The organism is Methylomonas sp. Uni0009 (assembly GCF_054188105.3).
The window spans coordinates 1842742-1862448 of record NZ_JBTAFN010000001.1; the positions used below are offsets into that span (position 1 = coordinate 1842742).

General features: G+C 48.3%; 10 protein-coding genes and 2 rRNA genes. All 12 read left to right on the plus strand.

The genetic code is table 11. From position 1 onward, the window contains the following. Positions 1–120: 120 nt before the first annotated feature. The 12 genes from ACWAU0_RS08600 to tagF all read left to right on the plus strand — a co-directional run bounded on the left by ACWAU0_RS08600 (position 121) and on the right by tagF (position 19175). Positions 121–3015 (plus strand): 23S ribosomal RNA (locus ACWAU0_RS08600). A 198-nt stretch (positions 3016–3213) separates the two neighbouring features. Next, positions 3214–3329 (plus strand): 5S ribosomal RNA (gene rrf, locus ACWAU0_RS08605). Between the two features lie 136 nt (positions 3330–3465). After that, complete coding sequence (gene grxD, locus ACWAU0_RS08610) at positions 3466–3786, plus strand: Grx4 family monothiol glutaredoxin (RefSeq protein WP_458138916.1); 321 nt, start codon at positions 3466–3468, stop codon at positions 3784–3786. Positions 3787–5762: 1976 nt separating this feature from the next. Then, the gene (gene amoC / locus ACWAU0_RS08615) at positions 5763–6515 is read left to right on the plus strand and encodes a bacterial ammonia monooxygenase, subunit AmoC (protein WP_033159228.1); all 753 of its coding nucleotides are present in this window, start codon (positions 5763–5765) and stop codon (positions 6513–6515) included. A 117-nt stretch (positions 6516–6632) separates the two neighbouring features. Further along, positions 6633–7382 carry an ammonia monooxygenase, bacterial type, subunit AmoA gene (amoA, locus tag ACWAU0_RS08620; protein WP_458138917.1) on the plus strand — a complete coding sequence of 250 codons (750 nt, stop codon included), beginning with the start codon at positions 6633–6635 and terminating at the stop codon, positions 7380–7382. An 89-nt stretch (positions 7383–7471) separates the two neighbouring features. Next, on the plus strand, positions 7472–8716 hold the full coding sequence (amoB, locus tag ACWAU0_RS08625; protein WP_020483729.1) for a bacterial ammonia monooxygenase, subunit AmoB: 1245 nt from the start codon (positions 7472–7474) through the stop codon (positions 8714–8716). Between the two features lie 116 nt (positions 8717–8832). Further along, positions 8833–9237 (plus strand): hypothetical protein, encoded by a 405-nt coding sequence (locus tag ACWAU0_RS08630; RefSeq protein ID WP_033159243.1) that lies wholly within the window; start codon positions 8833–8835, stop codon positions 9235–9237. 733 nt (positions 9238–9970) lie between these two features. Beyond that, a complete protein-coding gene (tagH, locus tag ACWAU0_RS08635; protein ID WP_458138918.1) occupies positions 9971–11338 on the plus strand; it encodes a type VI secretion system-associated FHA domain protein TagH in 1368 nt (455 codons plus the stop codon). A gap of 79 nt (positions 11339–11417) precedes the next feature. Further along, on the plus strand, positions 11418–12758 hold the full coding sequence (tssK, locus tag ACWAU0_RS08640; RefSeq protein WP_458138919.1) for a type VI secretion system baseplate subunit TssK: 1341 nt from the start codon (positions 11418–11420) through the stop codon (positions 12756–12758). A 4-nt stretch (positions 12759–12762) separates the two neighbouring features. Then, entirely contained in the window at positions 12763–14073 is a 1311-nt protein-coding gene (icmH, locus tag ACWAU0_RS08645) for a type IVB secretion system protein IcmH/DotU (RefSeq protein WP_458138920.1), read from the plus strand. A gap of 45 nt (positions 14074–14118) precedes the next feature. Further along, the gene (gene tssM, locus ACWAU0_RS08650; protein ID WP_458138921.1) at positions 14119–17631 is read left to right on the plus strand and encodes a type VI secretion system membrane subunit TssM; all 3513 of its coding nucleotides are present in this window, start codon (positions 14119–14121) and stop codon (positions 17629–17631) included. Beyond that, a complete protein-coding gene (tagF, locus tag ACWAU0_RS08655) occupies positions 17628–19175 on the plus strand; it encodes a type VI secretion system-associated protein TagF (RefSeq protein WP_319963150.1) in 1548 nt (515 codons plus the stop codon). Before tssM ends, tagF begins: the two co-directional genes overlap by 4 nt. The last annotated feature ends 532 nt before the right edge of the window (positions 19176–19707 follow it).

Sequence of the window (19707 nt, forward strand, 5' to 3'; positions counted from 1 at the left end):
AATGACGTCGTTCTCGAAAGGGAAAGGCAGAAAACAAACGGCATGTCGTTCTCAAGCAGAAAAATCAGCGAAAATGTCAGCTGACAGTATAACCAAAGTACAGACGTATTCGGGTTATATGGTCAAGTGAATAAGCGCATACGGTGAATGCCTAGGCAGTAAGAGGCGATGAAGGACGTTGTAGCATGCGAAAAGCTTTGGGGAGCCTGCAAACCGGCTGTGATCCAGAGATGTCCGAATGGGGAAACCCGGCGCGCATAAGCGCGTCATCTTTGAGTGAATACATAGCTCACTGAAGCGAACCCGGAGAACTGAAACATCTAAGTACCCGGAGGAAAAGAAATCAACCGAGATTCCCTAAGTAGTGGCGAGCGAACGGGGACTAGCCCTTAAGCTAGGATAAGGTTAGTGGAACGGTCTGGAAAGTCCGGCGATACAGGGTGATAGCCCCGTACACGAAAACCTTTTTCTAGTGAAATCGAGTAGGTCGGAGCACGTGAAACTTTGACTGAATATGGGGGGACCATCCTCCAAGGCTAAATACTCCTTACTGACCGATAGTGAACTAGTACCGTGAGGGAAAGGCGAAAAGAACCGCGGAGAGCGGAGTGAAATAGAACCTGAAACCGTATGCGTACAAGCAGTGGGAGCCCCTTCGTGGGGTGACTGCGTACCTTTTGTATAATGGGTCAGCGACTTACATTTTGTGGCAAGCTTAACCGAATAGGGGAGGCGTAGCGAAAGCGAGTCTTAATAGGGCGTTTAGTCGCAAGGTGTAGACCCGAAACCGGGCGATCTATCCATGGCCAGGCTGAAGGTTGGGTAATACTAACTGGAGGGCCGAACCCACGTCTGTTGAAAAAGACGGGGATGAGCTGTGGATCGGAGTGAAAGGCTAATCAAGCTCGGAGATAGCTGGTTCTCCTCGAAAGCTATTTAGGTAGCGCCTCGTGTATCACTGCTGGGGGTAGAGCACTGTTTCGGCTAGGGGGTCATCCCGACTTACCAACCCGATGCAAACTCCGAATACCAGCAAGTGCCAGCACGGGAGACACACGGCGGGTGATAAGGTCCGTCGTGAAAAGGGAAACAGCCCAGACCGTCAGCTAAGGTCCCCAAATCTATGCTCAGTGGGAAACGATGTGGAAAGGCACAGACAGCCAGGAGGTTGGCTTAGAAGCAGCCATCCTTTAAAGAAAGCGTAATAGCTCACTGGTCGAGTCGGTCTGCGCGGAAGATTTACCGGGGCTAAGCATAGTACCGAAGCTACGGATTTACACGTAAGTGTGAGTGGTAGAGGAGCGTTCCGTACGCCTGCGAAGGTCGATTGAGAAGTCGGCTGGAGGTATCGGAAGTGCGAATGCTGACATAAGTAACGATAAAGGGGGTGAAAAACCCCCTCGCCGAAAACCCAAGGTTTCCTGCGCAACGTTAATCGACGCAGGGTTAGTCGGCACCTAAGGCGAGGCTGAAAAGCGTAGTCGATGGAAAACAGGTTAATATTCCTGTACCAGTAGTAACTGCGATGGGGTGACGGAGAAGGCTATATCAGCGGTCGGTTGGAAGTGGCCGTTTAAGCAGGTAGGCATGCATCTTAGGCAAATCCGGGGTGCTCTATGCCGAGACGTGATGACGAGCGGTTCGAAAGAACAGCGAAGTGATAGATGCCCTGCTTCCAGGAAAAACCTCTAAGCTTCAGGTTACTAGTGGCCGTACCCTAAACCGACACAGGTGGGTGGGATGAAAATTCTAAGGCGCTTGAGAGAACCCAGGTGAAGGAACTAGGCAAAATGATACCGTAACTTCGGGAGAAGGTATGCCCTCATTACGTGAAGGTCCTCGCGACTGGAGCGGAAGGGGGTTGCAAAAAATCGGTGGCTGCGACTGTTTAGCAAAAACATAGCACTCTGCAAACACGAAAGTGGACGTATAGGGTGTGACGCCTGCCCGGTGCTGGAAGGTTAATTGATGGGGTTATCTTCGGAGAAGCTCTTGATCGAAGCCCCAGTAAACGGCGGCCGTAACTATAACGGTCCTAAGGTAGCGAAATTCCTTGTCGGGTAAGTTCCGACCTGCACGAATGGCGTAACGATGGCCACACTGTCTCCACCTGGGACTCAGTGAAATTGAAATCGCTGTGAAGATGCAGTGTACCCGCGGCTAGACGGAAAGACCCCGTGCACCTTTACTATAGCTTGACACTGGACTTTGAACCTACTTGTGTAGGATAGGTGGGAGGCTTTGAAGCGGGAACGCCAGTTCTCGTGGAGCCAACCTTGAAATACCACCCTGGTATGTTTGGAGTTCTAACCTCGATCCATTATCTGGATTAGGGACAGTGTCTGGTGGGTAGTTTGACTGGGGCGGTCTCCTCCTAAAGAGTAACGGAGGAGCACGAAGGTACCCTCAGCCTGGTCGGAAATCAGGCAATGAGTGCAAAGGCATAAGGGTGCTTGACTGCGAGACGGACAAGTCGAGCAGGTACGAAAGTAGGTCTTAGTGATCCGGTGGTTCTGTATGGAAGGGCCATCGCTCAACGGATAAAAGGTACGCCGGGGATAACAGGCTGATACCGCCCAAGAGTTCATATCGACGGCGGTGTTTGGCACCTCGATGTCGGCTCATCACATCCTGGGGCTGAAGCAGGTCCCAAGGGTATGGCTGTTCGCCATTTAAAGTGGTACGCGAGCTGGGTTCAGAACGTCGTGAGACAGTTCGGTCCCTATCTGCCGTGGGCGTTTGAGATTTGAGGGAAGCTGCTTCTAGTACGAGAGGACCGAAGTGGACGAACCTCTGGTGTTCCGGTTGTCATGCCAATGGCATTGCCGGGTAGCCACGTTCGGACAGGATAACCGCTGAAAGCATCTAAGCGGGAAGCCCCTCCCAAGATGAGATCTCACTGGGACTTTAAGTCCCCTGAAGGGCCGTCGGAGACTACGACGTTGATAGGCACGGTGTGGAAGTCCAGTAATGGGCGTAGCTAACGTGTACTAATTGCCCGTGAGGCTTGACCATATAACACCCAATGCGTTTGGGTGTCACTGGCACGCTGATAAACGTAAGAAAACGACACACTCGATACAGATTTCCATGAAAAACAGGACGGGGAACAACCTAAGTTAAATGCGAACGCATCACCCAAAGGTATTTTCCTAAAAGCAAAAGCTTATAACCTGTTTATGACGGCTGACTAAAAGCAGCCAAACCAGTTTGCTTGGTGAACATAGCAAGCGTGAACCACCCGATCCCATCCCGAACTCGGAAGTGAAACCGCTTAGCGCCGATGATAGTGTGGCAGGTTGCCATGTGAAAGTAGGTCATCGCCAAGCTCTTAAACCAAAAGCCCTGCTTACCCATAGCAGGGCTTTTTTTTTTGACCCCAAATCACCCCTTACTGCTGCTCCCTTCTCTTTTGCGGACGGGGTTGTTAGAATCCCCTCTCATCAATGTTTAACGAGAAAACGCATGAGTGCAATAGACAGAATCCAAGCCCAATTAGCCAGCCATCCTGTGGTCTTGTACATGAAAGGCACCCCGGACTTCCCTCAGTGTGGATTTTCCAGCCGGGTGGTGCAAGTCTTGCAGGCTTGCAATGCGGATTATGCCCACATCAATATCTTCGAAGACCCTGAAGTGCGTGAAGCCTTAAAAGAATACTCGCACTGGCCTACCTATCCCCAACTGTATATCAACGGCGAATTAGTCGGCGGCTGCGACATCGTCATCGATCTCTTTAATAAAGGTGAGCTTAATAATATGCTGGCGAGCGTGACCGCAAAGCTATAGGTCTGCAGTCTTGGTTCTGTGCGCCAATTAAAGGAAACGCTACAGGAGAATCGCTATTTTGCCGACAGATTTTTTCAGGCATATTGTTAGAAAAATCGGCAAAAATGACGCGACCGTTTATGCCTTCAGTGCTCCGATTTTGTCCACGTCACCTCGTTGCGACCCAGCACGAGGTTGGGGGTGACTCTCGCATGACTTGACGTGGTGTCGCAATGCCATGCAGGTTTTTTCCATTTTGCTGCGAAAACCCGCCCGGCCTGAGGCTTCCGGGGGGCTATTCAGCCTGCGATTGATTATGCTTCGTTTCCACGGTTTCGCGTCGTTCGTTTGCTGAATCGAAATGCCAAACAGCCGCTTCGCCAGCCAAACGGCCTGGACCCAAGCGAAAATATCAAGCCGAGGTGTTGCCAGGGCCGTTGAAGTGCATCGGGTTCAACAGCGTCAACCGTGCGGCAGGCGCTTGAAGGCGGTGATCCTGGGCGCTTACTCAATCATTTGCGCGTCCTACATCCCAAGGGTTTGTCCGGCACTAAGCCTGGCTAGCTGTTAACAGCTCAAAATCCCATTCGCAATCATCATTTGGACGAAGCTCCGCCAAGCTTAGTAGAGGTCGGTACGGTTGCTCACTGCGGCAATTTGGTGGCCTGGGATTTCGTCTGGACCTTAGCCATGACTGGGTTTTTAGCTGGCTGGACCGAAGTAAGGGCACTTGGAATAAGAGCTCTCAAGGCGTTCTGGAGTAGATCCGGTTTGTAGCTGTTCTCGTTGAAGGGCTTCGATTGCGATACCCGGACTCGAGCAATGGTTCTGAATTTCTCAATCATCACTCGGTTCGCTATCTTACCGACCAACCTCGACACCCTGTCCTCAACCACTACAGAGAAAAACGCCACGACGGAGTCAAAATCAATAAAAATACTACGCCCCGCAACGGCCTTACAAGCGCATCCGCGATCAACTCGACATTCCGGAATCCATCCAACAGCATCTTTGGGAGCATCACGTCAAGCGCAATCCCGTTACTAGCTCGCCTTTGAGCAATTTTTGAAACTGATTTTTTCAAAAGCTCAGGTTAGATCTAATGTGAGGATATAACTTTGATCCTTCGGGCACCTTTTTTCTTAGAGGCACTAAGGGAGCAGTTAATCCTATAACGAATGCAAGTCTGGTTGTTCTAGAAATTGACGATATAGTTGGTTGCGTCTCGGATAGTCTCGGCGTGATTGGTAGTTGTCGCGCTGTGCAACATCTTACAGTGGTAGGCTATTCTTGCTGTCGGCGGCCGCTACAATGCATAAGAAGCCGAGATCTATTTTAGTAATTTATTATCCGTCCGCAATTGCTGATTCGTGGTTGGTCCGATTGCTCGGCTTACACCTGCTTGCCCCATCGCCCCCTATCTTCTCATTCTGCTAGAGGTCCAGGCAAATCTGGGTCACCGTTCAGCCGTTGCTCCTGAATCGTTTTCCCTAATTGCAGTTTGAATACAGCTTCATAATGCCGTCATTCTGTTTCATCCATTTCGCAAAGTGAAGGTTTATTAAACTACTTGGGTGTGAATTTTTACTGGATCGCTACGTTTTGAGCTAGATGTTTTTTTGGTGCCTGAAACACAAGTGGGGGGTAAGAAAAAATGCGAGGCGATAGATGGCGGAGTTTGGATCCAATCAATTAGGCTGCGACTTATCACATGCACAGTATTTGGTAACCTATCTATCCTAATTGAATTCGAACGGGAATTTTATCGAAACGTCGCTTAAATAGGTGTTCGAGTTTTGTTAACAGTAAAATTGCAAATGGGTGACAGCGCGCACCCAGCTAAATTAGCTTAATTTATCTTGACAAGGATTTGGCAAGTGGTAGACTGCCACGCACCTCAAGGGACCGGGGTGTCTTCGAAATGAAGGCTAATAACATGGAAAAACAAAGAACTCCCGATTCGATCGGGGATTTAGATAATCTTTTAGGAGGTAGAAATGGCTGCTACAACTGAATCAGTTAAGGCTGATGCTGCGGAAGCACCGCTTTTAAATCAAAAAAACCTGTGGGCAGGTATCACCCTGTACTTGGTTTTTTATTCTTTCATTCGTTGGTACGAAGGTGTTTACGGCTGGTCAGCTGGCTTAGACTCATTTGCTCCAGAGTTTGAAACATACTGGATGAACATGCTGTATATCGAGATCGTTATCGAAGTACTGTTGTTTGCTGGTATCAATGGCTATATCTGGAAAACTCGTGACCGTAAAGTTATGTCAATCACTCCACGTGAAGAGTTGAGAAGACACTTTACACACTGGACATGGTTGGTTTGCTACGGCTGGGCTATCTACTGGGGTGCTTCTTACTTCACAGAGCAAGACGGTACATGGCACCAAACTATCGTTCGTGATACTGACTTTACTCCAAGTCACATCATTGAGTTCTATCTGTCATACCCAATCTACATCATCACTGGTTCAGCTTCTTTCATGTATGCAAAAACAAGATTGCCTACATACCACGAAGGTCTGCACTTGATGTATCTGATTGCGGTTATCGGTCCATTCATGATCCTGCCTAACGTAGGTTTGAACGAGTGGGGTCACACATTCTGGTTTATGGAAGAGTTGTTCGTTGCTCCATTGCACTACGGTTTCGTATTCTTTGGCTGGGCTGCTCTGGCTATAATGGGTGTTGTGAACACCGAAGTAATGGCAATTGCAAAATTGCTGAAAAAAGATCTGGCTTAATAGCTTATCTTTAAAAGTAAAAATACTATCTCCTTTCCTGCCGCTGCTTTGTTTAAGTGGCGGTAGGATAAAGAGAAGTGAAAAAAATATAATTTTAATTCTTTAGGAGGTAAGCTAATGAGCGCATCTCAATCAGCTGTACGTTCACGTGCGGAAGCGGTTCAAGTTTCCCGTACGTTTGACTGGATGATTCTTTTTACACTGTTCACAGCGGTTCTGGGCGGTTACCACATTCACTATATGTTGACTGGCGGTGACTGGGATTTCTGGACCGACTGGAAAGATAGACGTCTATGGGTAACCGTAGCTCCTATCGTTTCTATTACGTTCCCTGCGGCTGTTCAAGCATGCTTGTGGTGGAGATACCGTTTACCAATTGGCGCAACTTTGTCTGTTGTTGCTCTGATGATTGGTGAGTGGATCAACCGTTACATGAACTTCTGGGGCTGGACATACTTCCCAGTAAACATTTGCTTCCCATCTAACCTGTTGCCAGGTGCGATCGTTCTTGACGTTATCCTGATGATGGGTAACAGCATGACTCTGACTGCTGTATTAGGTGGTTTGGCTTACGGCTTGTTGTTCTACCCAGGTAACTGGCCTGTTATCGCTCCATTGCACGTGCCTGTAGAGTACAACGGCATGATGATGACTTTGGCTGACTTGCAAGGTTACCACTATGTTCGTACCGGTACACCTGAGTACATCCGTATGGTAGAGAAAGGTACATTAAGAACTTTCGGTAAAGACGTTGCTCCAGTATCAGCGTTCTTCTCTGGATTCGTTTCTATCATTATTTACTTCTTGTGGCACTTCTTCGGCAGATGGTTCGCTAAAACCGACTTCATCGCTGACGACGCGTCTTAATTAGAAGAATAGTAAGAAAATGAACCTGGTGGTTCTAGATAGCTACCAGAAAGTCTTAATTAAAATTCTCTAGTGATAGAGGAGGAAATATGAAAATAATAAAAGACAAAGTTGCAAAACTGTCCTTTGTCGCACTGTTGGTCGCAATGACAGCAGCGATGTTCTATGCTCCAACAGCATCTGCTCACGGTGAAAAATCACAGGCTGCGTTCATGCGTATGCGGACGATTCACTGGTTTGACCTGAACTGGTCAAAAGAAGAAGTGCCTGTTAATGAAACTATGACAATTTCTGGTAAATTCCTGGTATTCGCAGGCTGGCCAGAAACTGTTGATAAACCAGAAGTTTCATTTTTGAACGTTGGTATCCCTGGTCCTGTATTTATCCGTGCAGGTTCTTGGATCGGCGGTCAATTGGTTCCTCGTTCAGTGTCTTTGGAATTGGGCGAAGTTTACGAGTTTAAAGTTCTGCTGAAAGCTCGTCGTCCAGGCGACTGGCACGTTCACTCAATGATGAACGTACAAGGCGGTGGTCCTATCATCGGCCCAGGCAAATGGGTAACCATTACTGGTTCTATGAGCGAGTTTGTTAACCCAGTCACAACATTGACTGGTCAAACAATCAACTTGGAAAACTACGCTCTGGACAACGTTTATTTCTGGCACGCAGTATGGTTCGCAATCGCGTTCGCATGGTTGTTGTTCTGGATCAAACGCCCATTGTTCGTTCCACGTCATATCGCTGTTAGCACTGGCAAAGCAGATTCTCTGATCTCAGCTGGCGACAAAAAAATCGGTATGCTGTTCGGCGTAGGTACTTTGGTTATCGTTGCTGCTTCTATGGGCGCTACCAACGAAAAATACCCTGTAACTACTCCTTTGCAAGCTGGTTTGTTGCGTGGTATGAAAACTTATCAAATGCCTGAAGCTAACGTTTCAGTTAAAGTTGATGATGCCACATACCGTGTTCCAGGTCGTGCAATGCAAATGACTTTGACCATTACAAACAACGGTGATTCAGCTGTTCGTTTGGGTGAGTTCAACACAGCAGGTGTACGTTTCTTAGATCCAGCGGTTCATGAAGATGATACTGCTTACCCAGACGATTTGCTGGCTGAAGAAGGCTTAACTGTTAGCGATAACAGCCCTCTGGCTCCAGGCGAAACACGCACTGTCGAAGTTACTGCTTCTGACGCTGCTTGGGAAGTATATCGCTTAGCTGACTTGATCTACGATCCAGACAGCCGCTTCGCAGGTCTGTTGTTCTTCTGGGATGAAAAAGGTAACCGTCAATTGGTAACAGTTGATGCTCCTCTGATCCCAACTTTCATCTAATAGTGAAAGTTTCCTAAGTCGAAATACTTAGGAAGAAATTGAAAGCCCTCGCTATTGAAAGATAGCGGGGGTTTTTTTTAGGTAATATGCTCGGAAACCGCAGGAAAATGTTAAAAATGAAAAAAGTGCTAGTAATTTTGGGGGTTTTAGTGCTGAGCGGTTGCTCGGAAAAAGAAGAATATCAGTCCGTAGTATTGGAACAGATGAAGCAAGATAAAGATATTAAGGACTACGGAATTGAGCCGGAATTAATGACAAAATGTGTCGTCGATACTTCGTCGAATGCTATGCCAGGGTTATTCATATTAGATCCTGAAAGGCGTAAAGCATATAAAAATTACGCGAAAATGTTGGATATTAATAAGTCAACGGATCCACAAAAAACATTAATCGAATTACGAGAAAGTTTCGGTGCAGCCAAAGAGCTTGCAGAAGCACATTCAAATTATGTCGAAAGCGTAGTCGAATGTATGTCTGGTTTAGTGACTGGCGGAGAGGAAAAGTTAAAAAATACAAAATAGGATGACGTTTTAACGAAAGCTATTTTGGTTATTACTCAAAAGTGAAATGCAAACCCAAATATGAGCAAGGCGAGTCTTAGGAGGGTTGTTGGTATATTCAGGAAAAAATGAATTAAAAAGGAGTTTATGTTGCAAAGAACCTCTGATTACTTCGGTTTTGCAAGACAACTAGGTGCCCATCATTGATTTAATTTACGCTGAAATTCGATGTTACGAATTAATCAGAGACTCCCAAAGCGACGACATCAGAAAGGTAACTAATGGCCCGAAACGTTACCGAAACTGCCGCTAGCTTAATGCGTCACCGCCGTTGTTATCCTTAATCTTACAGAGCTGTAAATTACTTACTTTGATGTTTGGGAGCTTCTTAAGGTCATAAGATAATCTGATCCAGTAATATCTCGGCTCAACTCGCCGGGATATTAAGTAACGAGAGGAACCTCTTTGTATAGAAATGCGTTCCTACAATGAGATTAAAGTGGCAAAGTCGGCGGATTCAGTTTGCATTCCTCGCGTTTGAAAGGCGACATATTTTAGAAGCTACTAAAGCAGGAGTTTTTCATCCATCGCATAACTATAATTTCGACAACCAACAATCTGCGATGACTGTTCTTCTGATTGAGAATAGCGTCATTTGATAAGATTAGACTGCTATAAAATGACTAAGTTTTTAGATAAAAGCTGACGTAAGTTGCTAAGCTATTTAACTAATGCTAACGGTAGGACGACAATCGTGCCAATTATCTTAAAAGTACTTTCTTACAAAGGTTTACCACTACCTACTGAATTGAGTGCCGAATTCGGTCAGTTAGGCGGAACAATAGGCAGAAAAGCAGGAAATACCTTGGTATTGCCTGATGCGGAAAACTTTGTATCAGGCCACCATGCTGAAATCATTTATGAGGACGGTGGTTACTTAATAAAAGACACAAGTAAAAATGGTACATATTTATCAAATGCCGGACTGAATATAAACGATGCACAAGCAAGATTATTAGATAGTGAAATTTTGCGGATCGGAGAATATGAGATTATTGTAGAGCTGCCATCAGCCGAAATATCACCAGCTTCACCCATTAGCGTCGAGAGTATTTTGCCTTCACCATTTGCCCAACCGTTTCAAAATGATCAACAGTCAATAGTCAACGAACCTCTGAATTTCTCGATTCCGCACGACGTAGCGAGTTCTCCCTTTGGAGAGCGTCCTCCTGCTTCCCCTTTTCACGATAGCTTTACCGCGCCTGAGGTGCTACCTCCCCAGAGAGATGGTAAAGATATTGCCGAATTCTTAAAAGGCTTAGATTCCTTAGGTGCGTTGGATGCACCCCTCGGCGAGTCTTCCGGGTTAGAGTTCCCGAGTTTGGAAGCAATAAATTTATCCGAGCCTATTCCTTCGAGCATAGCGTTAGATTCTAAAGACGTATTCCAAAATACGCCTAATATTGAGCGTGAAGATGGGCAGGCGGCTTCGCAAGCCAGTGTAGAGATTACGCTAGCACCCAATACGGAACCATTTGTCAGGTCTAAATCGGGTGATGCGACGCTCATGAAGATGTTTCTGGATGGTGCGGGAATAAAAGATCAATCGTTTTTGATGGAAGAGCAGTGGCCGGAGGCGATGAAAGCGACCGGTGTGTTATTCCGAAATTTGATCGAAGGCTTGATGGATGTTTTACGCGCACGCGCAGAAATGAAAAGTGAATTTCGAGTTTCCGTCACCACAATCCGCTCATTTGACAATAACCCGCTAAAATTCAACCCAGATGTGGAAAGCGTGCTGAAGCTGATGCTCGCACCGAATAATCCAGCGTTTATAAATTCAAATGATGCGGTAACTGAAGCGTTTAGGGATGTTAAGTTTCATCAATTGGCGATGACGGCAGGTATTCAGGCTGCACTAGGGGAAATTTTGCATCGTTTCGACCCAGACACCTTCGAAAAGGTGTTGGGCGAAGGGATTGTTTTTCAGCGAAAAGCCAAGTGTTGGGAGCTTTTTTGCGAAAAATATCCGGAACTGAAAACACAAGCAATTGAAGGATTTTTTGGAGAAGAGTTCGCTGAAGCTTATGAAAAGCAGATGCGTCTATTTGCGAGGCGGTGAAAGTTTGCAACTCAATTGAAGTGGTAGCGAAAATTTCATAAGTCATTGTTAATAAATAATAAACGGTACCGAATAGAGTATGTCAATCAATAACCGGATTGTTTGGTCAGAAGGCATGTTCCTTAGACCTCAGCACTTTCAACAACATGATCGTTATCTTGAAAGTCGTATTGATGGTCGTTGCTATGGAATCAGGGCTTATGATTGGGGATTTTCGTCGCTAAAACTAGATGCAGGGCAATTGGCGATAGGAAAAATCACTCTGGCAGCTGCTAGAGGGATTTTCCAGGATGGTACCCCATTCCATTTGCCAAACGAGGACGAGCTGCCGCTACCACTTGATGTCTCTGAAGACATCGCCAATGAAGTAGTGTATTTAGCATTGCCGCTGAGTCGTCCTGACTCTGTTGAAGTTGATAGCGACAATAACCCCGATGGATTGGCGAGATACCGCATCACTCATAGGGATGTCAGAGACAACAACGCGGGGTACGACGCACGTTATCCCGTGCAAATAGGCAGTATTCGTCCAAGACTTATGCTTGGCAACCAAGAAAGATCAGGCTATCTGTGCTTAGGGGTCGCCAATATCGTTGAGGTGCGCGCCGACAAAACAGTCGTACTGGATGAGAAATACATTCCCGTGGTGCTGCAGTCTTCAGCCACTAGTATTTTGAACGGCTTCGTCCGGGAGTTGCAAGGTCTGTTGCATACCAGAGGGGAGGCGTTGGCAGCCCGCGTGGCGGGAACGTCTCATGGTGCAGGCGTCGCAGAGGTTGCAGACTTTATGTTGCTGCAAACCATCAATCGTTACGAACCCTTGCTAGCACATTTGGCGGGGGATGCGCTGCTACATCCGGAAACTTTGTTTTCCTTGGGCCTGCAGTTGATGGGAGATCTAGCAACCTTCTACCGTCAAAATAAGCGACCCGCAGTGTTGCCCGAATATAGGCATGACGACTTGCGTATTTGCTTTATCCCGTTAATTGATGAGCTACGGCGCCTGTTAAGCATGGTGCTTGAACAAAATGCGATTCAAATTCCGTTAACCAAACATAGCCAGTCGGTTTATTACTCGGGTCGCCCCGATGTGAAATTATTGGAGCAGGCAATCTACGTATTGGCTGCCAGTGCGCAAGTATCTTCGGAGATGTTGCGCACGCATTTCCCACCGCAGGTGAAAATTGGCCCGGTGGAAGAGATCACGCAATTGGTCACTGCTGCTCTGCCCGGTATTTCAATTCATCCTTTGCCCGTTGCCCCAAGGCAATTGCCATACCACGCTGGATGCTCTTATTTCGAATTGGATAAGCAAAGCCCATACTGGAAGAAGATGATGGATTCCGGCGGTTTTGCCTTTCATATTGGCGGTAATTTTCCGGGATTGGAGTTGGAATTCTGGGCAATAAAAAAAGGGTGATGACATGGTGCAACAAGGACCTTTCGGCGATGACGACAAAACAGTGTTGCGGCCTTCGCCAGGTGGACGAATGCCGCAGCAGCCATCAGTAACACAAATACCGCCATCTCCGCCGCCCCAGCAGCCGACCTCAAATATCAACATTCCGTCGCTCAGTGTGCTTTCCGGAGCGGATAGCGGTTCATTATTGACTTTATCAGCCGGCATTCTGTCCTTGGCGGCTAGGCTCAGAACAACCGTTAGCTATTCCGGGGTTGATGAACTAAAGCAAAAGTTGGCTAAAGAAGTCAGAGAATTCGAGAACCGTGGCTTGAATGCAGGGTTTCAGCAAGAAACCATGCGTATGGCGAGCTACGATTTATGTACTTTTCTGGATGAAATTATCCAAAACACGCCTTGGGGCTCACAGAGTAATTGGGGGCATCAAAGCCTGCTTATCCTATTTCATAAAGAAGCCTGGGGCGGTGAACGCTTCTTCCAAATACTCGAACATCTGGTGAAACAGCCCGCGCAAAATTTGCCGCTCATCGAGCTTTGCTATGTGTTGTTAAGTTTTGGATTCGAAGGCAAATATCGGGTCATGGCCAATGGCGCCAACGAATTGGAAAAACAACGGCTTGAGTTGTACCAATTAATCCAGCGAGTAAGAGGGGATTTTCCAACGGAGCTGTCGCCACGTTGGCAAGGGCAAAAAAGCGGAAATAGCTCGTTGATAACGCAAGTGCCCTTATGGGTGTTCGCCAGCGTAGCAGGTGGCCTGTTGCTGCTTTGTTATCTGGGTTTTGCATTTTTTATTAATTCGGCATCCGATCCTGCCTATCGGGAGCTACTGAAATTGGCCAAGGAGCCGGTACAAATGGCAACGGCTGCTACGATCACTCCGTCTGCACCGGTTATCGCCAACAGATTGGAACGCTTTAAACCGTTATTACGCGATGAAATTGCCCAGAATATGGTCGAAGTGGTCGACGATAGCATCATTCGCGTTCGTAATTCCTTCCCCTCCGGTAGCGATCAAGTTAAACCGGAGTTTTTACCGATGTTGAAAAAAATCGCCAAAGAACTCGAGAATGAACAAGACTCGATTTTGGTAACCGGGCATACCGACGACAAGCCCATTGTGTCGGCCCGCTTTCCGTCCAATTGGCATTTGTCTGCGGCACGCGCTAAAAACGTCTTGGCAATTTTGACTGCGTCCGCCCAACTAAAAGGTGCGGCCAGAGCAGAAGGTCGGGCCGATGGTGAGCCTTTGGCGCCCAATGACACTCCCGAACATCGAGCCCTAAATCGGCGCGTCGACATCTTGATTAAGTGAGAATACCGCGTGGAACGGATAATCAGTTTTTTTAAAACAAAGTGGGTGCTTGAACTGATCGGTATCGTGATTTTGTCGGTACTGATTTGGTTTGTCGGGCCTTTAATCGCAATTGCCGGCAGTGTGCCGTTGGAAACCGATTTAAGCCGGATTATAACGATAAGCGTCATATTCGGATGTTGGTTGCTTTACCGCTTGGTCGCGTGGCTGTTATCGCGCAAACGCGAGCAACGTTTGATGGCCGATTTGGCTGGCGGCACTGATGCAAACGATGCGCAATCGGCCTCGGCGGCCGAGCTGGATGTGCTGAATCGCGGCTTCGATGAGGCTTTGGCTTTACTGAAAACTACCAGTGCTAAACAACACGGTCGGAAGCAGTATCTTTACGAATTACCTTGGTACGCCATTATCGGCGCGCCGGGCTCCGGCAAAACCACAGCATTAATCAATTCCGGATTACATTTTCCCTTGGCCGAACGCTTGGGCAAGCATTCGGTAAAAGGTGTCAGCGGCACGCGAGATTGTGATTGGTGGTTCGCTGACGAAGCGGTGTTATTGGATACTGCCGGTCGCTATACCACCCAAGATAGCCATCAAGAAGTGGATGCTACCGCCTGGCACGGTTTCTTGCAGCTGTTAAAAAAATATCGACCACGCCGCCCTCTGAACGGGGTATTTGTGGCGGTGAGTGTCAGTGATTTAATTCAGCAGACCGAGGAAGAATTACGCCAACATGCCGCAGCAATCAGGCGGCGGATTACGGAACTTAATGCGCAACTGGGTGTGCAATTGCCGGTCTACGTGCTGTTCACGAAAGTGGACCTCGTGGCGGGATTTAGCGATTTTTTCGCCAATTTAACCGAAGACGAGCGTAGCCAGGTGTGGGGTGAGACGTTTATTCGTGCCGACAACGATAAAGAAGATCTGGCCGCTCACTTGGTGCAATTCGAAAAGGCCTATGACGAATTGACCGAGAGGTTGGTACAACGCCGTTTGAAGCGTATCCAGGAAGAGCGCGATGTGCAGCGGCGTACGGCTATTTTCGATTTTCCTCAACAAATGATGCTGTTCAAATCGGTGGCAACCGGATTTTTGGATGCCGGATTTGCCACCAATCGCTACGAAGAGCCTTTCCTGTTGCGCGGCGTTTATTTCAGCAGCGGCACCCAAGAGGGTACGCCGATAGATAGAGTGATGGCGGCGTTGGCCTCAAGCTTTAGATTGGAAAGGCAAGCAACACCGTTAATGAGCGGGCGCGGTAAAAGCTACTTTCTGACTAAGCTTTTGAAACAAGTGGTGTTTCCAGAAGCCGAATTGGTTGGCTTGGATCCAAAGGTCGAGCGGCGTTTTCGTTTGATGAACCTCGCCGGCTTTGCCGCCACCTTTGCGCTTGTGGCGATAGCGGTAGTGGTGTGGATGGTCAGTTTTGCCACGAATAAGTCGGCGATTGCCGATGTCGAAAAACAGGTAGAAATTTACCGAGCCAGTAATCTTGTTCCCACCGATTCGCGCTCCGGTTTTTTGGCCTTGTTGCCCAAGCTTAATGCCTTACAAGCCGCCAAAGACGTGTATGCACAAACCGGCTGGAGCAGCGGTTTTGGTTTATACCAAGGCGACAAAATCGATTCAGCCATCGATATTGCCTATCAGCGCTTGCTTCGTGAAAATTTTCAAGCCTTGATTACGCTGCGCTTGAAAGAGCGGATGCAAAGCGATGAAGGCAAAAATCTGGATGTACTTTACCAATTATTGCGTGTTTATCTGATGTTCGGCGAGCCGCAACGGATGGATGCCAAGGTTGCACAGCCTTGGGTGAAATTGGATTGGGAGCAAATGTTCGCCACCGACCCGGAGACCCAAGCCAAATTACAGTTACATCTGGATAATTTGTTGGCTTTGAATTTGGATCCAGCTGCTATCGATAACAGTTTTGTCGACGCAGTGCGTAATAAATTGACGCAAATTCCTCTGGTCAATCAACTTTATAGCCGTTTTAAAAGTGAGGCGCTGTTTGATCGCAGCCACGACATTTCGGTTGCCGGACAATTAGCGCCGAATGGCGGCCGAGTGTTTACCGCGAACGGCAAGGAATTGGATACATTGGTGGTCCCCGGCTTGTTTAGCAGTTACGGTTATACGGAGTTGTTTCTGAAAAAAGGCATGGTTTACGTCAAGGAAGCCAGCGAACAAAATTGGGTACTTGGCGTAAACGGCGCAAGTACGCCTGTCGAAATTGATCGTTTATATAGCGATTTCAAACGCCTGTATTTGGGAGATTACCAAAAGACCTGGGATAGCGTGCTGACGGCGGTAAAGTTCCGCCCGCAGCCCAGCAATAATCAGCTGGTAGATACGCTGGATCTGCTGTCGCGCCCCGATTCGCCATTGAAGCTTTTGTTGGAGTTGGTCGAAAAAAATACTGCGTTAAGCAAACTCTCGTCCGAATTGGCCGATGCGTTGGCAAAATCCACCAGCGGGGCCTTGGCGGTTCCGGAGGCTGCTACCCAAAAACTGCTGGCGATGGCTAAACAAAGCGACGGCGGTGTGGACCCGGTCAAGGCTTTGGAAACTTACTTCGAACCTTACAATATGCAAGTGCGGGGCGCTGCCGACAGGCCGGCTCCGATCAATGCGACGATGGCGAGTATCAAAAATCTGCACGATTATCTGATGCAGATTGGCTCGGCACCCAATAGTGGCGGTCAAGCCTTGTCTACCGAAGCGGCGCGATTTGCCGGCGGCGGTGTTGACCCTCTGCAAGCAGCCAAAATGGAATTTGCCCGTTTGCCCGGTCCGGTTGCAGCCTCGCTGAATGCGTTGACTAGCACGGGCGGGCAACAAATCAAAACCGGCGCGAAAGGGCAACTCAACGAAATGTTGAAAACCGCGGTGACGATGCCCTGCAAAAGCGCTTTGGCCGGCCGTTATCCGTTTGCAAAAAATACTCAGCAGGACGTGTTGATGGCTGATTTCGGCAAAGTTTTTGCCGCTAACGGGATTGTCGATCAGTTTTTTAACGCTAACCTCAAGGCATTTGTCGATACCGCAGCGGTGCAGTGGCAGGAGCTTAGTTCTGATAAGGCTTTAGGCTTATCGGCAGCCAGTATTCGCCAGTTTCAGATTGCATCGAAAATTCGTGACGCATTTTTTCCCGGCGGCGGCGCGGTGCCGCAAGTGCAATTCGAGTTAAAACCCTTGGCCTTGGACGACAAAGTCAGCACCTTCAGATTAAATGTCGAAGGCCAGGAGTTGGTTTACCGCCACGGTCCTGAGCAACTCACCAAGTTTCAGTGGCCCGGCACCAATAATAGTGCCGGGGTCAGAGTGGTGTTCGAAGGTTTGGACGGCAAACAAGTCAGCAAATCTAAGGAAGGGGCCTGGGCATTGTTCAGGATGTTCGACGAATTCAACATCCAACCCACTGGCCTGCCGGACCGCTTTAATTTGACCGTACAACTGGAAGGTTATACCGCGAAATTTGAGTTGCGCGCGGCCAGTGTCAATAATCCATTTGGCATCAGCGAATATCAAAGCTTTCGTTGTCCGGAGTCACTATGAGTTCTATGGATGGGTTGAGCGTCGGCTTTTTCGGAAAAGTGCCGGGCCTTGGCGATTTTGTCAGTCGGCGGCTGCCCAGGCACTTTATCGAGCCATGGGACCAGTGGTTACAGGCGTCGATGCGTTCCAGTCAGGAAACATTAGGAGAGAGTTGGTTATCCTTGTTTTTGGTTAGCCCGCTTTGGCGCTTTGCTTTGAGACCTGGTGTGTGCGGTGCGAGTGCTTGGGCCGGTGTCATGATGCCCAGTGTGGATAGGGTCGGTCGCTATTATCCGTTGACGTTGGCGCAAGCCGTCAGTGCGGAGTCTTTGTTGTCATTGTTTTCGCCGGAATCGGCATGGTTTGCACAATTGGAAGACGCTGCGCTATCGGTGTTGAACGACTCCTGCGATCTGGATCAGTTTGATAAGGGGCTGATGGAAATCGGTTCTGCTGACAGCCTGACACCGCAGTATTTTCAAGCTGATTCTAGCGGCGGATTAACGGCATCCAACGGCAAGCTCGCATTTCGTTTCGATTTGGAGGGCCTGGATCAGACGGATGTAGTGTTTCCGCACTTGAGTCAGCGTTTGTTGGATTGCTTTATGCCGGGTTACAGCATTTGGGCAAGTGAAGGCGGCCAGTCGAATCGCCCCAATCTGCTGATTTGCGAAGGCTTGCCGCCTATCGATGCTTACGCGAGTTTTTTGCAGGGTATGCCGCAGGCTGGCAGATCTTGGCAGGTGCAGAGCTATCGCCAAGACCAAAGCGTCAAAAAAATCGAGAGAGAGCCGAGCGCCTCTGCGGTAGGCGCAACGGCGAGCCAGGACATAACGCTTCCGAACTCGACAAAGTGGGCTTCCTACGGGGTTACGGTGGTCGGCAATAAGCGTAAGCACAATGAGGATGCTTTGCTCGATTGCCCGTCACTGGGGCTGTGGGTGGTTGCTGATGGCATGGGGGGGCATCAATCCGGCGATGTTGCCAGCCGCTTGGTGGTGGATTCTTTATCGACCTTGGAATTTACCGAAAACCTGGATAATCAGGTCGAAGCCGTTTCCCGCAAATTACATAAGATTAACGACGATTTATGCCGTTTTGCTTCGGGCATTCAGCAAGGCAGTATTGTCGGAACCACGGTAGTCGCCTTGCTGGCCAAGGGTGACCAGTGCGCCGCCATTTGGGCGGGAGATAGCCGTTTATACCAATTACGCCAAGGCGAGTTTACGCAGATTACCCGCGACCATACCTTGATCGACGAATTGATGGATTCCGGTGTGATGACCCGGGAAGTGGCGGCCCAGCAAGTGGGAGCGAATGTGATTACCCGCGCGGTGGGTGGGCAATTGACGCTGGCGTTGGATGTGCTGCGCTTTCAGGCTGCCGGCGGTGATCGTTATCTGCTCTGTAGCGACGGCTTGGATAAAGAATTATCGGAAGCCGAAATTGCGGAATTGATGGGCTCAGGCAGTTGCCAGTCGGCCGCCGAAGCCCTGATTAACCAAGCCTTGAGCAGAAGCGGTCGAGATAATATTACCGTGTTAGTCGCCGAATTTAGTGGTTAAGCCGAAATCAGGATGTCTTAGGTCTCGGTATCTTTTGGAAGAAATACGCTTCAACAATCTTATAAGCGCGTAGATTCTCAGATGGACGGCTGTGGTCGGTAGTGTCTTTGGGGAATGGCTGTCAACGTGCGCTTAGTACAGATAGACCCAAGATGTGAAGCAGCCGATGTGAGCATTCGGCGACGCTAGAACGCGAGAGGCTTTTGCACCACGAAACAATGGACGGATTTTTTGAATGGAAAACGGTATTTCCCCTCGCGGTAGCCAGGCACCGCAAGTACCGAATATCGTATCCGTTACGAAATATCGTGCCGACTTGGCGCTGCAATGGTGTGTGCATGTTGTGATTTAGCACGCCGTTTGAATTTTTAATTATGTTATATCAATGTCTTACGGTTTTGTAGGCGTAGGGTTCATGAGTTGGCATGTTAAATGATCCCGATGCCTTATCTATTGATGAGCAAATGCAACTTGATAGGTATAAGATTCCGCGACATTTAGGGTTTTTTAGTTTAAAGCGTGACATGAAAAA